At 59.4% G+C, this 14330-nt stretch carries 18 protein-coding genes; 9 read left to right on the top strand and 9 right to left on the bottom strand.

The genetic code is table 11. The features are described 5' to 3' along the window. Nucleotides 1–49: 49 nt before the first annotated feature. Entirely contained in the window at nucleotides 50–586 is a 537-nt protein-coding gene (locus tag ACP7CZ_RS02775) for an anti-virulence regulator CigR family protein (protein ID WP_054898330.1), read from the top strand. A gap of 12 nt (nucleotides 587–598) precedes the next feature. Here ACP7CZ_RS02775 and ACP7CZ_RS02770 read toward each other — a convergent pair whose 3' ends face one another. From ACP7CZ_RS02770 to ACP7CZ_RS02760, 3 genes are read right to left on the bottom strand one after another with little or no spacing between them, the layout of a single operon-like run. Then, on the bottom strand, nucleotides 599–1999 hold the full coding sequence (locus tag ACP7CZ_RS02770) for a heavy metal sensor histidine kinase (RefSeq protein WP_294187531.1): 1401 nt from the start codon (nucleotides 1997–1999) through the stop codon (nucleotides 599–601). Beyond that, nucleotides 1996–2667 carry a heavy metal response regulator transcription factor gene (locus tag ACP7CZ_RS02765; RefSeq protein WP_003192516.1) on the bottom strand — a complete coding sequence of 224 codons (672 nt, stop codon included), beginning with the start codon at nucleotides 2665–2667 and terminating at the stop codon, nucleotides 1996–1998. The genes ACP7CZ_RS02770 and ACP7CZ_RS02765 overlap by 4 nt, the downstream gene beginning before the upstream one ends. Nucleotides 2668–2709: 42 nt before the next feature. Continuing rightward, entirely contained in the window at nucleotides 2710–2970 is a 261-nt protein-coding gene (locus ACP7CZ_RS02760; RefSeq protein ID WP_054898328.1) for a DUF2790 domain-containing protein, read from the bottom strand. A gap of 183 nt (nucleotides 2971–3153) precedes the next feature. On the opposite strand from ACP7CZ_RS02760, the gene ACP7CZ_RS02755 reads away from it, so the two are divergent. Beyond that, nucleotides 3154–3831: an HAD family hydrolase gene (locus ACP7CZ_RS02755; protein ID WP_072446269.1), complete on the top strand. Its 678-nt coding sequence runs from the start codon at nucleotides 3154–3156 to the stop codon at nucleotides 3829–3831. Between the two features lie 20 nt (nucleotides 3832–3851). Here ACP7CZ_RS02755 and ACP7CZ_RS02750 read toward each other — a convergent pair whose 3' ends face one another. The 3 genes from ACP7CZ_RS02750 to csrA all read right to left on the bottom strand — a co-directional run bounded on the left by ACP7CZ_RS02750 (nucleotide 3852) and on the right by csrA (nucleotide 4895). Next, a complete protein-coding gene (locus tag ACP7CZ_RS02750; RefSeq protein ID WP_072446267.1) occupies nucleotides 3852–4136 on the bottom strand; it encodes a hypothetical protein in 285 nt (94 codons plus the stop codon). Nucleotides 4137–4229: 93 nt separating this feature from the next. After that, complete coding sequence (locus tag ACP7CZ_RS02745) at nucleotides 4230–4490, bottom strand: hypothetical protein (protein ID WP_072446265.1); 261 nt, start codon at nucleotides 4488–4490, stop codon at nucleotides 4230–4232. A 210-nt stretch (nucleotides 4491–4700) separates the two neighbouring features. Beyond that, nucleotides 4701–4895 carry a carbon storage regulator CsrA gene (gene csrA / locus ACP7CZ_RS02740; protein WP_003192511.1) on the bottom strand — a complete coding sequence of 65 codons (195 nt, stop codon included), beginning with the start codon at nucleotides 4893–4895 and terminating at the stop codon, nucleotides 4701–4703. 264 nt (nucleotides 4896–5159) lie between these two features. Here csrA and ACP7CZ_RS02735 point away from each other — a divergent pair, with 264 nt between their 5' ends. Next, the gene (locus ACP7CZ_RS02735; protein WP_034128243.1) at nucleotides 5160–5525 is read left to right on the top strand and encodes an SPOR domain-containing protein; all 366 of its coding nucleotides are present in this window, start codon (nucleotides 5160–5162) and stop codon (nucleotides 5523–5525) included. Nucleotides 5526–5556: 31 nt separating this feature from the next. Here ACP7CZ_RS02735 and ACP7CZ_RS02730 read toward each other — a convergent pair whose 3' ends face one another. From ACP7CZ_RS02730 to ACP7CZ_RS02720, 3 genes are all read right to left on the bottom strand, one after another. Further along, on the bottom strand, nucleotides 5557–6246 hold the full coding sequence (locus ACP7CZ_RS02730) for an endonuclease (protein WP_052199994.1): 690 nt from the start codon (nucleotides 6244–6246) through the stop codon (nucleotides 5557–5559). Nucleotides 6247–6248: 2 nt separating this feature from the next. Next, entirely contained in the window at nucleotides 6249–6500 is a 252-nt protein-coding gene (locus ACP7CZ_RS02725) for a DUF1654 domain-containing protein (protein WP_082423443.1), read from the bottom strand. Between the two features lie 258 nt (nucleotides 6501–6758). After that, a complete protein-coding gene (locus tag ACP7CZ_RS02720) occupies nucleotides 6759–7847 on the bottom strand; it encodes an asparaginase (protein WP_294187508.1) in 1089 nt (362 codons plus the stop codon). Nucleotides 7848–8411: 564 nt separating this feature from the next. Between ACP7CZ_RS02720 and ACP7CZ_RS02715 the strand changes: the two genes are divergently transcribed. The 6 genes from ACP7CZ_RS02715 to rbsD are packed head-to-tail and all read left to right on the top strand — an operon-like array spanning nucleotide 8412 to nucleotide 14324. Beyond that, nucleotides 8412–9371 carry a sugar ABC transporter substrate-binding protein gene (locus ACP7CZ_RS02715; RefSeq protein ID WP_003192504.1) on the top strand — a complete coding sequence of 320 codons (960 nt, stop codon included), beginning with the start codon at nucleotides 8412–8414 and terminating at the stop codon, nucleotides 9369–9371. A 57-nt stretch (nucleotides 9372–9428) separates the two neighbouring features. Then, entirely contained in the window at nucleotides 9429–10982 is a 1554-nt protein-coding gene (locus tag ACP7CZ_RS02710; protein WP_294187505.1) for a sugar ABC transporter ATP-binding protein, read from the top strand. Then, complete coding sequence (locus ACP7CZ_RS02705) at nucleotides 10979–11956, top strand: ABC transporter permease (protein WP_054898321.1); 978 nt, start codon at nucleotides 10979–10981, stop codon at nucleotides 11954–11956. Before ACP7CZ_RS02710 ends, ACP7CZ_RS02705 begins: the two co-directional genes overlap by 4 nt. A gap of 3 nt (nucleotides 11957–11959) precedes the next feature. After that, nucleotides 11960–12982 carry a LacI family DNA-binding transcriptional regulator gene (locus tag ACP7CZ_RS02700; RefSeq protein ID WP_054922657.1) on the top strand — a complete coding sequence of 341 codons (1023 nt, stop codon included), beginning with the start codon at nucleotides 11960–11962 and terminating at the stop codon, nucleotides 12980–12982. A 23-nt stretch (nucleotides 12983–13005) separates the two neighbouring features. Next, the gene (gene rbsK, locus ACP7CZ_RS02695) at nucleotides 13006–13923 is read left to right on the top strand and encodes a ribokinase (RefSeq protein ID WP_054922656.1); all 918 of its coding nucleotides are present in this window, start codon (nucleotides 13006–13008) and stop codon (nucleotides 13921–13923) included. Beyond that, on the top strand, nucleotides 13920–14324 hold the full coding sequence (gene rbsD / locus ACP7CZ_RS02690; RefSeq protein WP_034128236.1) for a D-ribose pyranase: 405 nt from the start codon (nucleotides 13920–13922) through the stop codon (nucleotides 14322–14324). Before rbsK ends, rbsD begins: the two co-directional genes overlap by 4 nt. Nucleotides 14325–14330: the final 6 nt, after the last annotated feature.

The raw sequence follows: 14330 nt of genomic DNA, 5'->3' as shown, positions 1-14330 counted from the left end.
TTGCGATTTCAACTACAGTTCAAGCACATATTTGCCTTGGGAAGTCACCATGTTAAAGCGTACGAAGTTCGTGTCGGTTGCGTTGTCCCTTGCACTGTCCGTGACCAGTGGCCTTGCCTTTGCAGATCCAGGCAATGGCAAAGGCCAAGGTAACAATAAAGGTGATGTCTACGGTGGGCAGGGCAAAGGCCAAGGCAATAGCAAGGGTGATGCCTATGGTGGGCAGGACAAGGGTAAAGGCCAGGGTAATAACAAAGGTAATGCCCAGGGTGGGCAAGGTAGGGGCAAGGACAATGGCGGGCCTTCCAGGAATGACTTCAGCGTTGATCGCGGTCTTGTACTGAACGTGCTGGGCGGTCACCGCGATTATTGGAGCCCTGGGCCAGCCTTGCCGCCTGGCATTCAGAAAAACCTGGCACGCGGCAAGCCCCTGCCGCCCGGTATTGCCAAGAAGCTGGACGGCCGCTTGCTGGGGCAGTTGCCTCGCTACGACGGTTACGAGTGGCAGCAAGCGGGGACCGACTTGATATTGGTGGCCATCGCGACCGGTATCATCTACGAAGTTCTGAACGGCGCGTTTGATTGAGTCGCAGCGCCCTCAGGCTTCACGGCCGGGGAAAAACAACTCAAAACAGGTCACGCCATCTTCACTGCTTACACGGTACCGCCCGTTATGCAGCTGCATGATGGTCGCCACGATCGAGAGTCCCAGGCCGTTGGACTGGGCTGACCGCTCGCGGGATTCATCCACCCGGTAGAACCGTTCGAACAGCCGCGGCAGGTGCTCGGCCGGGATCGTCTGGCCGTGGTTACTGACCCTCAGGTTGATGCCCGCGCCATCCGGCACTGCCTGGATACTCAGTTCCGAGCCCGGCGCGCCATATTTGATGGCGTTGGCGCACAGGTTGGCCAAGGCACGGCGCAGCAACATCGGCTCAGCCCAGATCACCCCTTCGCCCAAGGCGGTGATGTGCATGTCCACATCACCGGCCAGCCCCTCGAAGTAATCCGCGATGCGTTCCACTTCATCCGCTGCGTCCAGCGCCTGGCGTTGGCGCAGTGCGCTGGCGGGGTCGGTGCGGGCCAGGAACAGCATGTTGTCGAGCATTCGCGCCAGGCGTTCCAGCTCTTCGACATTGGAGGCCAGCAGTTGCTGGTAGCTCTCGATGCTGCGCTGCTGCTGCAGGGCAACCTGGGTTTCGCCGAGCAGGTTGTTGATCGGGGTGCGCAGTTCATGGGCCATGTCGGTGGACACTTGGCCCAGTTGTACAAAGCCTTTGGCCAGGCGTTCAAGCATGGTGTTGAACGAGTCGATCATGGGCAGCAATTCTTTCGGTGTGCCGTGGCTGTCGAGCCGTTCGGCCAGGTTGCTGACGCCGATCCCTTGGGCATGCCGGGCCAGGCGGCGCAATGGCAGCAAGCCGCGATGAACCAGCAGGTAACCCACCAGCGCCAGGATGATCGCGGCGATACTCGCCAGGATGTATACGCTGAGTCGATAACTGGTGAGCACCGCGGTGCGCTCGGTCATCAGGCGGCCGCTGGTGATTTGCAGGCTGCCCAGGTCGCCGGAGTCGATAGCCACGGCCACTAGCGAGAAGGGAATACCGTTCAGGCCTGGCAAATGTTGCACGTCGCTCAACATGAGTTTGTGATCCTTGGGCAGCGGCTGGATCGACGGCAACTCAATATTCCCCGGGTTTACCAGCAGCAGTGGCTGTTTGTCGGGGGCGGCAATGCTCAGCACGGATTCGCGGTTGCCCAACATGTTCTGGAACAGCTCTGGCTTGGTCTTGATCAGGTCCAGGGTATTGCTGTCGTTGAGCAGGTTGCGTAACTGGTCCACCCGGGATATCAGCGCGGCGTCATCGCGGCGGATCAGTTCGCGCTCCAGTTCCCGGTACAGCGCCACGCCCAGGGTGGCCAGCAAGGCGAAGGCGAGCAGGGCGAAGATCAACGCCAGGCGCAGGGTCAGGGAGTAAGGGTGTTGACGGTTCATGGCTGGGTATCGAAGCGGTAGCCAATGCCCCGCACGCTGTGGATCAGCTTGAGCTGGAACGGGTCGTCGATTTTCAGGCGCAGGCGGCGCACGGCGACATCCACCACATTGGTGTCGCTGTCGAAGTTCATGTCCCACACCCGCGAAGCAATCAGCGAGCGGGACAGCACTTGGTCCTGGTGCGTGGCAAACAGATGCAGTAGGGCGAACTCTTTGTTGGTCAGGGTAATGCGCGTGCCGGCGCGGGTGACCCGACGTTTGAGTACGTCAATGTGCAGGTCGGCGATGTGCAGTTGCTCTTCATCCCGGCTCGGGCCACGACGGTTGAGGGTACGCAGGCGCGCCACCAGTTCGGCGAACGAAAAGGGCTTGATCAGGTAGTCATCGGCACCAAGTTCAAGGCCTTTGATGCGGTCGGCGATGTCATCGCGGGCGGTGAGGAACAGCACCGGCGTATCGGCCTCTTTGCGCAGGCGACGCAGCACTTCCCAGCCATCCATTTTCGGCATCATCACGTCGAGTACGATTACGTCGAACGGCGTCTCCAGGGCCTGGTGCAAACCGTCCACGCCATCGCGGGCCAGGCTCACACAATGCCCCAGTTCCTGCAGGCCATTGAGCAGATAATTGCCGGCCTTGGGTTCGTCTTCGACTACAAGGATGTTCATGGGAAGTGCTCTGCTTCAATAAGTTGCGCCAGTGTAGCCCGATCAATTGTCATTGGCGCAACCGGTGCCCTGGACTTGGTAATCGAGAACATGTTCACGGTCTTGGTGGTCCAGATAGCGCAGTTGCGCCGGCACAACCCCGCATTGGCCGTAGGTGTCGGTGCTCGACAGCACCCTGGCGACATCCAGGTGCACGAAGAAGCCGGTTTTGTCGTGGATCACGTTGGTAGCGGGGGCGGTATCGGCAGCGAATGCCGAGCCAGTGGCGAGCAAAGCGGCGAAGCCCAGGGCAATCAGTTTCATGGTGGTGTCTCACGTTCCGGGTGGGTAGTGAGCTCACGGTAACCAGGCGACCCCAACAGCCAACCAACAGGATCATGACAAGTTCGTCATTTTTTACTTGGAGGTGACGGGCCAGGACTCGGCGTTTACAAGCGTCGAGGTGATCCGTAGATTGCAGGGCCCAGCCCATGAGGAAGCCGCGCAGTGTCCAGCCCAACTCCAAATGTATTTACCCGGCGTTACCGCGCCTTTCTGTTCGATATGGACGGGACCCTGCTCAACTCCATTGCCGCTGCGGAGCGCGTCTGGAGCATCTGGGCTGCACGGCATGGCTTGGATGTCGAGGCGTTTCTGCACACCATTCATGGCGCCCGCGCGATTGATACGATCACCCGCCAGGCATTGCCGGGCGTCGATCCGCAGGTAGAAGCCCAATGGATCACCGAGGCTGAGCTGGACGATGTCGAAGGCATCGTGGCGATTCCCGGCGCGGTGGCGTTTTTGGCGAGCCTGCCCGTCGATCAATGGGCGTTGGTCACCTCAGCGCCAAAGGCATTGGCCGTGCGCCGGCTGCAAGCAGCGGGCATCCCCGTGCCGGCGGTACTGGTGACAGCCGAAGATGTGAAGACGGGCAAGCCCGATCCGGCCTGTTATGTGCTGGGTGCTCGGCGCCTGGGCGTGCCGGTGCAGGACTGCCTGGTGTTCGAGGACGCCACAGTGGGTATTCAGGCTGGGGAAGCGGCGGGGGCGGATATCATGGTGGTGACCTCGACACACGTGGCGCCGATGGTGACCGCCCATGCTTGCATCGAGGAATATAGTGCGTTGAAAGCCGAGCGTGGGGCTGATGGCTTGCTGTCCTTAAGTTCGTTGGCGCCATGATATGTGGAAGGCCGAGCCCGTTACCGGTCTCGTCCTTCCATGCAGTCGAGCGCCTGCAGTCGGCTGTTTTTCATCCCCTGGCGCGACACCACCATTTCCCTGAGTATCTCGGTGGCGAGCCGGTTGATGGCTTCTGTACCGTGATAATGCGCGCGCACGATGCCGGTAATCGCGAAGTGATCGGTTCCCGGGCCGCTGAGAACGGCTGAGAGAGTACCGTCGGCATGCAGCGTGCACTCAACGGTATAGCTGGGCAGGCGCGCTGCCAGTGCTGACTCAATCTGGGCTTTACTGAGGGTATCCATCTGTATCTGCACCTTTGACTGACTGCGCAAGCCCAATGATAGGTGGTGCGGCGGCGCTGTAAATACCGGCGATCCGATAACAGGTAAACGCCCTCAGCGTGCGGTTTTTTCATGGGGGCGATGAGCGGCACGCTGGCGCAGTTTGCGCAAGATCACCTTCTGGATGGGTTTGAGGCAGAACACAAGCAGGTAGCCACAGAGCAGAAGCGCAAGATCCAACCAGGAATGGGTGTCGGGATCAGCCCCTTCCACTTCCATTCTCAAGCAGCACCCGAGTGCCACGAAGACCAGCCCTATCAGCAGGGCGATCATCCAGGATTTTGAAACAAGCGGTTGCGACGCGGCTGGCCTCATCGACGTGTTCCCGAAATGCACTCGGACGGCAGGATAAAGTGTCAGAAGTTGGGCTGCCAATAGCGCGACAAGTTCCGGATTCCCTCACAGTTTCATCTTGCAGCGAAGGGAGGGCTCAAGGTGCGCTGGTCACGCGCGGAAGCGCGAACAGGCCAATTGGGTTTTCGCCAGCCGTTACAGTGAACGAAAAGGCTGGCTACTGGAGGCGTTTCAAGGCGTCTGGTTTTTGTCAGGTGCAGTCAGGCCGGCCTGGATACGCTGGTAAATCTCCTCGCGATGCACGGCAACATCCTTAGGTGCGTTGATGCCGATTCGTACTTGCTGGCCGCTAACGCCCAGGATGGTGATCGTAATGTCATCACCGATGTTTATGCTTTCACCGACTTTGCGGGTGAGTATAAGCATGGACTTCTCCTTGAATTACTTTTAAGGACACATGTTTCAGACAGGGTAGGTGTCGGATGTGTGTAGCTTACTGCGAAGCGCTTCCCTGTGACTGCCTCTTTCTAGGACGCATAGAGGCGACATTAATTCCCATGGCGGTATCATACAGGTCGCGATACATGATTCGCATTGTTTAAGCCAACGTTTATGACGGCCAGAATAGACAGTGAATGGTAAAGTTGCCTCTTTGATCCTCAAAGGAGCAGGGCAGTGCGTAAAGTAGCGATGGCAATTGTGGTGTTGGCGTTGGCCGGATGCGGTGAAGGTAAGTCGGTCGACGCCCCCAAGGCCAAGCCTGCCGTGACCGAAAGCCTGCCGCAAACCGGTGCGATTGCCGCTCAGGAATGGGATATACGGGTCGGCCCGCCGGACCATAAGCTGCAGGCGATCACCGACCTGACCGCCTGGTTGCTGGAGCACGGGTTCAATTTCTACATTGTGAAAGTCGACGGCAAGGATGAGGTGCTATTGGGGCCGTTCGCGACCAAAGCCGAGGCCGAAGCCAAGCAGGCGCTGCTAAACGAAAAAATGGCGCGGGCCAAGAAAAACGACACCGTGTCGGAGATTATCGAACACCAGGCTGCGCAGTAGCAGGTGAAGTGGGCGGGCACCCCGCCCACAGTCAGCCGCAGGCCTTGAGGTTGACCGGGCCGACGAATTCATTACCACGTCCCATCACGCACGCCACTGTCTGGTTGCGCTGGCGCTCCCAGGTTTGCACCGGATAGGTCTTGTTCCAGGCTTCATACAATTGCCGGTCCTGCTTCGACAGGCGCAGGCCATACTGCTTGCTCATATAAAAATACGTGCGTGCGATCATCCCGCGAATGGACGGGCGCGGCATGACTTTCTTCGCCTTGAAGTCCACCTGGGTCAGGCATGAGCCGTACTGCCCGCTTTGCACCGGCAGCCAGCCAAAACTGAAGTTGTTACGGTCACCATTCACTTCGCCGATGCTCGGCACCAGGTTGTGCAGGTCTGCCTCGGCGCGCTTGAACACCTCATCATGGCGCGTGCAGTTTTTTCGCCCGCCATTTTGCCAGCATTGGCGCTGATGTCCGATTTGCCAAGCCGGCACGATGTGTTCCCACTCAATGCGTGCAGCGCGGTTGGCGTTTTTGCGGGGGATGTAACCGCAGGCTTTCAGGTTCACCCGGTTACCGGTGTATTTGCAGCCGCAATAAAATTCGGTGGATTGCGGCGCGTAGAGCTTCCAGGCGATCTTCTTGGCTTCGCTGAAGGTGCGAGGGGCTTGGGCGTTGGCGGTGAAGGTTAAAAACAGACAGCACACAGCAATAAAACGGGCACTCACAATCAATCTTCCTTCGGCACAACCCAAAAAATCTGCACGCCACCGTCGTCCCGATAGGCGAGGGTGACGTTGTCATTTTCTGCAATCTCTTCCAGTAAACGTTGCCAATCGTTCTCCGGTTCCTCGGGTAAACGGAAGATCAACGCCGCCTTGGTTTTCTGCGCGTTGGTCGAATTGATGATTTTTTGCACGCGGATAGCCAGGCGCTGATAGGCGTCAGGCGCTGCAGGTGCTGCGGAAGAGGGCTTTGCCACAGAGCATTCCTTAATTGGCTGTACGCACATACAGTATTTAACTGTAGGCAATTTCGCAACTGCTTAAATTTCAAGAAGTTCGTCTGACAGCGAATCAGGGAGTTTGTTGAAGTTCGGGGGGAGAGGGGCTGAATGTGGCGAGGGAGCTTGCTCCCGCTCGGGTGCGTAGCGCCCGCAAGTATTTTGGGCGCTTCGCAGCCCAGCGGGAGCAAGCTCCCTCGCCACAAAAGCATCTTTCTACAGATGAATCAGCAGGGATTAGTATTCCCAGAAGATCCGTTGCAGTTCCTTGCTGTCCTGGGTCTTGGTCAGGGCGACCATGGCCAGGATGCGGGCTTTCTGCGGGTTCAGGTCAAGGGCGGCGACCCAGTCGTATTTGTCGTCTGGCTGTTCGGCGTTACGCAGAACCATGCCACCGGCGTTGACGTGGGAAGAGCGAATGATCTGCACGCCTTGTTTACGCAATTCCACCAGCGCTGGAACGACCTTGGACGATACTGACCCATTACCGGTACCGGCGTGAATGATCGCTTTGGCGCCCGCTTGGGCCAATGCCTTGTAGGCAGTGTCGCTCACGTTGCCATAGCCGTAGGCAATTTCAACGTCAGGCAGGCTTTTGATGGTCTTGATGTCGAACTCAGAATCCATGGTGTGACGCTTGGCCGGCAGGCGGAACCAGTAGGATTTACCCTCGACGACCATGCCCAGCGGGCCCCATGGGCTCTTGAACGCTTCGGTCTTGATGTTGATCATCTTGCTGACGTCGCGGCCAGATTGGATCTCGTCGTTCATTGTCACCAGCACGCCTTTGCCCCGTGCATCCTTGCTGCCCGCGACCGCAACGGCGTTGTACAGGTTGAGCATGCCGTCCGCCGACATGGCGGTGCCTGGGCGCATGGAGCCGACGACCACGATAGGCTTGTCGGTTTTTTCCACCAGGTTCAGGAAGTAGGCGGTTTCTTCAAGGGTGTCGGTGCCGTGGGTGATCACGATGCCGTCCACGTCCTTGTTGTCGGCCAATTCGGCGACACGCCGACCCAGTTGCAGAAGGTTTTCGTTATTGATGCTTTCCGACGCAATTTGCATCACTTGTTCGCCGCGAACATTGGCGATCTGGCTAAGCTCAGGAACGCCGGCGATCAGTTGTTCGATGCCGACTTTGGCCGCCTGGTAGGTGGCACTGTTGGCCGCACTGGCGCCGGCGCCAGCGATGGTACCGCCGGTGGCGAGGATGACTACGTTGGACAGTTTGGTCTTGCTTTCGACTTCCTTTGCCTGGGCGGCAACGGGGAGCAGCAGCAGAAGGGCCAGGGCGCCCGGAATGACGTTCTTCAATGCAGATTTCATTATTTTTCTCTCTGGTTTTTGATGAGTGCTGTAGCAGGTTCATCTAGAACACCCGGGCGGTTCTGAACGCCGCGAGGTGCTGAGAAAGAGCAGGATTTGTACCAGACTGAGCATGTTGGTTTTTATAAATTAACTTATTGATTTAAAACAACTTAACCTAAGATTTTAGTTTCGTGGGGCTTGGCGCTGTCCGGCTTTCCGAACGCGAAGGGTTGTGGTGTTCGGTTGTCCGAAAGCGATCACGATATGTCCGAGCGCTGTGGTCGATCATTCGCAGTGCAGTCTGTCGTTTCAGCGAACGGCAGAAACGGCGAGCTGGCTTAAACGTATCAGCGGTCGGTGGCTCAAGGGAGAGCTTGGAGGGCGCCAATGAAAGGCTTGCTGCTACCGTTGACAAATCTCGACAAGGTTCTCATAGTTTGCTCAACGCAAACGTTTGCGAGATGTTTCACTGCGCCCTTGGCGCATCGTGACAGCTCGTATCAGCCGCCCAGGTGGGAGGGCTGCCGAAGGGCTCTTCGGTGCAGGCGTTGCTCACAATAATCATAAGATCGGAGTGAACCCATGAAGCTGCCATTTGCTGGACGTCTTCTTGCTGTTGCTGTGCTTGCTGCCGCATCCGCCGCTTTGCCTCTCTCTTCTGCATTTGCCGATGACGCTGCCAAAACGCCTACCGTGGGTTTGGTCATGAAGTCCCTTGCCAATGAGTTTTTCGTCACCATGACCGACGGTGCGAAGGATTACCAGAAAGCGCACCCAACAGAATTCAAGTTGATCTCCAACGGCATCAAGAACGAAACCGATACCAGCGCGCAGATCGCCATTGTCAACGAAATGATCAACGCCAAGGTTGATGCGCTTGTCATTGCTCCCGCCGACTCCAAGGCACTCGCCAGTGTGCTGAAAAAGGCTTCCGATGCCGGTATCAAGGTGGTCAACATCGACAATCGCCTGGACCCGGAAGTACTCAAAAGCAAAAACCTCGATATTCCGTTTGTAGGCCCGGATAACCGCAAAGGCTCCAAGCTGGTGGGCGACTACCTGGCCAAGCAACTGGCCGCCGGTGACAAGGTCGGCATCATCGAGGGCGTACCCACTACCACCAATGCCCAGCAGCGCACCGCAGGCTTCAAGGATGCGATGGACGCGGCAGGCATGAAGATTGTTTCCACCCAATCCGGTAACTGGGAAATCGACCAAGGCAACAAAATCGCGGCAGCGATGCTGAGCGAAACGCCGGATATCAAGGCGCTGTTGGCCGGTAACGACAACATGGCCCTGGGCGCTGTTTCCGCCGTGCGTGCGGCAGGCAAGGCCGGCAAGGTGTTGGTGGTAGGTTACGACAACATTGACGCGATCAAGCCAATGCTCAAGGACGGCCGCGTGTTGGCCACCGCTGACCAGGCCGCCGCCCAGCAAGCCGTGTTCGGTATCCAGAACGCGCTGAAGCTGGTCAAGGGTGAGAAAGTCGATGCCAAAGATGGCGTGATCGAAACCCCGGTCGAACTCGTCATCAAGCAGTAATCCTGGCAGTACCCAACAGCGCCCGCTCGTCCTGAGCGGGCGCCTGGAGATTTTCCTATGTCATCTTCCGCCCCGAACGCTGTCCTCTCGGTCAGCGGTATCGGTAAGACCTATGCCCAACCGGTTCTGTCCGACATCACCCTGACGCTCAATCGCGGGGAAGTGTTGGCGCTGACCGGTGAGAACGGCGCAGGCAAAAGTACCTTGTCGAAGATCATCGGCGGCCTGGTCACGCCCACCACCGGGCACATGCAATTCAACGGTCAGGATTATCGCCCCGCCAGCCGCACCCAGGCCGAAGCCTTGGGCGTGCGCATGGTCATGCAGGAACTCAACCTGCTGCCGACGCTGACCGTGGCTGAAAACCTGTTCCTGGATAACCTGCCGAGCCGCTGTGGCTGGATCAGCCGCAAACAACTGCGCAAAGCCGCGATCGAAGCCATGGCCCAAGTCGGCCTGGACGCGATCGACCCGGACACACTGGTAGGCAGCCTGGGCATTGGTCACCAGCAAATGGTCGAGATCGCTCGTAACCTGATCGGCGACTGCCATGTATTGATCCTCGACGAGCCCACGGCGATGCTTACTGCTCGTGAAGTCGAGATGCTGTTTGAAAAAATCACGCGCCTGCAGGCTCGAGGCGTGGCGATCATTTATATTTCGCACCGGCTCGAAGAGTTGGCCCGTGTCGCCCAGCGCATTGCGGTATTGCGCGACGGCAAGCTGGTCTGCGTCGAGCCGATGGCCAATTACAACAGTGAGCAGTTGGTGACCTTGATGGTCGGTCGCGAACTGGGTGAACACATCGATTTGGGCCCGCGCACCATCGGAGGCCCGGCCTTGACCGTGACGGGCCTGACCCGTTCGGACAAGGTCCGCGATGTGTCCTTTGAAGTGCGCGCCGGTGAAATCTATGGCATTTCCGGCCTGATCGGCGCCGGCCGCACCGAATTGCTGCGCCTGATCTTCGGCGCCGACCCGGCTGACAGCGGCACCGTGGCCTTGGGTTCGCCGGCCAAGGTGGTGAGCATTCGCTCGCCGGTCGACGCGGTCGGTCATGGTATTGCCTTGATCACCGAAGACCGCAAGGGTGAAGGCCTGCTGCTGACCCAATCCATCAGCGCCAACATCGCCTTGGGCAACATGCCGGAAATTTCCGGCGGGGGCGTCGTCAACAGCCGTAACGAAACCGCTCTGGCCAAGCGCCAGATCGACGCCATGCGAATCCGCAGTTCCAGCCCGACGCAACTGGTGTCCGAGCTGTCGGGTGGTAACCAGCAGAAGGTGGTGATTGGCCGCTGGCTGGAGCGCGACTGCGCAGTAATGCTGTTCGATGAGCCCACCCGCGGTATCGACGTCGGTGCCAAGTTCGATATCTATGCCTTGCTCGGTGAATTGACCCGCCAGGGCAAAGCGCTGGTGGTGGTGTCCAGTGACCTGCGTGAGCTGATGCTGATCTGTGACCGCATCGGTGTGCTGTCCGCCGGGCGCCTGATCGAGACCTTCGAGCGTGACAGCTGGACCCAGGACGAATTGCTCGCCGCCGCCTTTGCCGGCTATCAGAAACGTGATGCGCTGCTCAACGAAGCAGCGCCTAGGAATACCCCATGAAAACAAACATTTCCCCCGGTAAAACTGGCGGCAACTTCTATGGCCTGGGTACCTACCTCGGGCTGGCGGGTGCCCTGCTGGCGATGATTGCGCTGTTCTCGATGCTCAGCGATCACTTTCTGTCCTATGACACCTTCAGCACCCTGGCCAACCAGATTCCAGACCTGATGGTGCTGGCGGTGGGCATGACCTTCATCCTGATCATTGGCGGCATCGACCTGTCTGTGGGATCGGTACTGGCATTGGCGGCCTCGGCAGTCAGCGTGGCGATCCTGGGCTGGGGCTGGAGCGTGTTGCCTGCCGCTCTGTTGGGCATGGGTTGCGCGGCGTTGGCCGGCACCATCACCGGTTCCATCACGGTGGCCTGGCGCATTCCGTCATTTATCGTATCCCTCGGCGTGCTGGAGATGGCCCGCGGCGTGGCCTACCAGATGACGGGCTCGCGCACCGCTTATATCGGTGACTCGTTTGCCTGGCTGTCCAACCCGATTGCCTTCGGTATTTCTCCGTCGTTCATCATCGCCTTGCTGGTGATCATCGCGGCCCAGTTGGTACTGACCCGTACGGTCTTCGGCCGCTACCTGATCGGCATCGGCACCAACGAAGAAGCGGTGCGCCTGGCGGGTATCAATCCCAAGCCTTACAAGGTCCTGGTGTTCAGCCTGATGGGCCTGTTGGCTGGTGTGGCGGCGCTGTTCCAGATCTCGCGCCTGGAAGCGGCGGACCCGAATGCCGGTTCGGGCCTGGAGCTGCAAGTGATCGCCGCCGTTGTGATCGGTGGCACCAGCCTGATGGGCGGGCGTGGCTCGGTCATCAGTACGTTCTTCGGGGTGTTGATTATTTCGGTCCTGGCCGCCGGGCTGGCGCAGATCGGCGCGACGGAACCGACTAAACGCATCATTACCGGTGCCGTGATCGTGATTGCCGTGGTCCTCGATACTTATCGCAGCCAGCGCGCCAGTCGGCGGGGCTGAACCATGGCAACGATCAAGGATGTGGCAGCGCTTGCAGGTATTTCCTACACCACCGTGTCCCATGTGGTGAACAAGACGCGCCCAGTCAGCGAGCCGGTACGCATCAAGGTCGAGGCGGCGATCAAGCAGTTGGACTACGTGCCCAGTGCCGTGGCACGCTCGCTCAAGGCCAAGACCACGGCCACCATCGGGCTGCTGGTGCCCAACAGCCTCAACCCGTATTTTGCCGAGCTGGCTCGGGGTATCGAGGATTACTGCGAGCGTAATGGCTATTGCGTGATCCTCTGCAACTCGGATGACGACGCAGAGAAACAGCGCAGTTATTTGCGCGTGTTGCTGGAAAAACGCGTCGACGGCTTGATCGTGACATCCGTGGGCGGTGATGACAGTGGCCTTGCCGCAGGCTTGAGTGCAGTGCGCACGCCGATGGTGATTGTCGACCGGGCGCTGGATGGGATTGATGTGGACCTGGTGCGCATCGATCACGAAGAGGGCGCTTACCTGGCGACCCGGCACTTGCTGGAGTTGGGGCACCGGGACATCGCCTGTATCGGCGGCCCTGGGCATACCCGCGTGGCGCAGATGCGCCTGGCCGGGTACCAGCGTGCATTGCGCGAGGCGGGCATCGAGGTGTTGTCCAGTCGTACCCTGGAAAGCGATTTCACCAGCACGGGCGGGTATGCCGCAGCCGTACAGTTATTATCGCAACACCCGCCCAGCGCGATTTTCGCCAGCAACGATATGATTGGTTTTGGCGTGCTGCGCGCCGCCGCCGAGCGCAATGTGCGGGTGCCGGGCGAGCTGTCGGTCATCGGTTTCGATGACATCCAGATGGGGCGCTACGTCTACCCGGCGCTGACGACGGTTGGCCAGTCGATCCTGCAATTGGGCGAGACTGCGGCCGAATTATTACTGCAACGAATAGCAACCCCCCAACTGCCGATCGATCAACGTATCGTGACGCCCAGTATTGTTTTGCGTGAGTCGACCGCGCCATTGGCTGATGTGTTCGCCCAATACCGCTGAACCGAATTGATGAGTACTGATGTATGCCAGCAAAAGTAGTGGTAATAGGCAGCTTGAACATGGACCTGGTCACCCGCGCCAGTCGCTTGCCGCGTGCCGGTGAAACCCTGATCGGCCAGACATTTTCCACTGTGCCCGGTGGCAAGGGCGCCAACCAGGCCGTCGCCTCGGCACGCCTGGGGGCGAGTGTCGCCATGGTGGGGTGCATCGGTACCGACGCCTATGGCAGCCAATTGCGCGATGCGCTGCTGGTGGAAGGGATCGACTGCCAGGCCGTCAGCACGGTGGATGGCTCCAGCGGTGTGGCGTTGATCGTGGTCGATGACAGCAGCCAGAACGCCATTGTCATTGTGGCCGGCAGCAACGGTGAGCTGACGCCTGCGTCGCTGCGAACGTGCGACGCTGTGCTGCAGGCGGCAGACGTGATCATCTGCCAGCTTGAGGTGCCGATGGAGACCGTTGGGTATGCGCTCAAGCGGGGTCGCGAACTGGGCAAGACCGTCATCCTCAACCCGGCCCCGGCAAGCGGACCATTGCCCGCTGACTGGTATGCCTCGATCGATTATCTGATCCCCAATGAAAGCGAGGCCAGCGCTCTCAGCGGCGTAGCGGTCGACTCCCTCGACAGTGCCAAGGTCGCCGCGACCGCGCTGATCCAGGCGGGTGCTGGCAAGGTCATCATCACCCTGGGCGCCCAGGGCGCGCTGTTTGCCGACGGCAAGAGCTTTGAGCACCTGGTGGCGCCGAAGGTCAAGGCGGTGGATACCACCGCTGCTGGCGATACCTTTGTCGGTGGCTTTGCCGCCGCGCTGGCCGCGGGCCAGAGCGAAGCCGAGGCGATCCGTTTTGGCCAAGTGGCGGCGGCGTTGTCAGTGACCCGCGCCGGCGCTCAGCCTTCCATTCCTACGCTGCACGACGTACAAGGTTTTGTGCCCGCATGAAAAAGACACCTTTGCTGAATATCGCCCTGTCGCGCGTGATCGCGTCCCTGGGCCACGGTGACATTCTGGTCATCGGCGATGCCGGCCTGCCGGTACCTCCCGGCGTCGAATTGATCGACCTGGCACTGACCCAGGGCATCCCGGACTTCATCAGCACCTTGCGCATCGTGCTTAGCGAAATGCAGGTGGAAAGCCATGTTCTGGCAGAAGAGATCCTGCTGAAGCAACCGCCCGCGCTGACCGCGCTAAATACGCTCACAGAGCAGGCTGCACTGGGCGAGCGACGCCTGCTCAGCCATGACCAATTCAAGCAATTGAGCCGCAATGCCCGCGCTGTGGTGCGCACTGGCGAGTGCCAGCCGTACTGCAATATCGCGCTGGTGTCCGGCGTAACGTTCTAGCGTCCC

The organism is Pseudomonas sp. DWP2-2, from assembly GCF_049897065.1.
Lineage (GTDB): Bacteria > Pseudomonadota > Gammaproteobacteria > Pseudomonadales > Pseudomonadaceae > Aquipseudomonas > Aquipseudomonas paracarnis.
This window is presented reverse-complemented; position numbering and strand designations above follow the sequence as displayed.

Coding starts and splice junctions, on each gene's coding strand:
- ACP7CZ_RS02775 (WP_054898330.1), top strand. CDS start 50: ATGTTAAAGCGTACGAAGTTCGTGTCGGTTGCGTTGTCCCTTGCACTG.
- ACP7CZ_RS02770 (WP_294187531.1), bottom strand. CDS start 1,999: ATGAACCGTCAACACCCTTACTCCCTGACCCTGCGCCTGGCGTTGATC.
- ACP7CZ_RS02765 (WP_003192516.1), bottom strand. CDS start 2,667: ATGAACATCCTTGTAGTCGAAGACGAACCCAAGGCCGGCAATTATCTG.
- ACP7CZ_RS02760 (WP_054898328.1), bottom strand. CDS start 2,970: ATGAAACTGATTGCCCTGGGCTTCGCCGCTTTGCTCGCCACTGGCTCG.
- ACP7CZ_RS02750 (WP_072446267.1), bottom strand. CDS start 4,136: ATGGATACCCTCAGTAAAGCCCAGATTGAGTCAGCACTGGCAGCGCGC.
- ACP7CZ_RS02745 (WP_072446265.1), bottom strand. CDS start 4,490: ATGAGGCCAGCCGCGTCGCAACCGCTTGTTTCAAAATCCTGGATGATC.
- csrA (WP_003192511.1), bottom strand. CDS start 4,895: ATGCTTATACTCACCCGCAAAGTCGGTGAAAGCATAAACATCGGTGAT.
- ACP7CZ_RS02735 (WP_034128243.1), top strand. CDS start 5,160: ATGGCAATTGTGGTGTTGGCGTTGGCCGGATGCGGTGAAGGTAAGTCG.
- ACP7CZ_RS02720 (WP_294187508.1), bottom strand. CDS start 7,847: ATGAAATCTGCATTGAAGAACGTCATTCCGGGCGCCCTGGCCCTTCTG.
- ACP7CZ_RS02715 (WP_003192504.1), top strand. CDS start 8,412: ATGAAGCTGCCATTTGCTGGACGTCTTCTTGCTGTTGCTGTGCTTGCT.
- ACP7CZ_RS02710 (WP_294187505.1), top strand. CDS start 9,429: ATGTCATCTTCCGCCCCGAACGCTGTCCTCTCGGTCAGCGGTATCGGT.
- ACP7CZ_RS02705 (WP_054898321.1), top strand. CDS start 10,979: ATGAAAACAAACATTTCCCCCGGTAAAACTGGCGGCAACTTCTATGGC.
- ACP7CZ_RS02700 (WP_054922657.1), top strand. CDS start 11,960: ATGGCAACGATCAAGGATGTGGCAGCGCTTGCAGGTATTTCCTACACC.
- rbsK (WP_054922656.1), top strand. CDS start 13,006: ATGCCAGCAAAAGTAGTGGTAATAGGCAGCTTGAACATGGACCTGGTC.
- rbsD (WP_034128236.1), top strand. CDS start 13,920: ATGAAAAAGACACCTTTGCTGAATATCGCCCTGTCGCGCGTGATCGCG.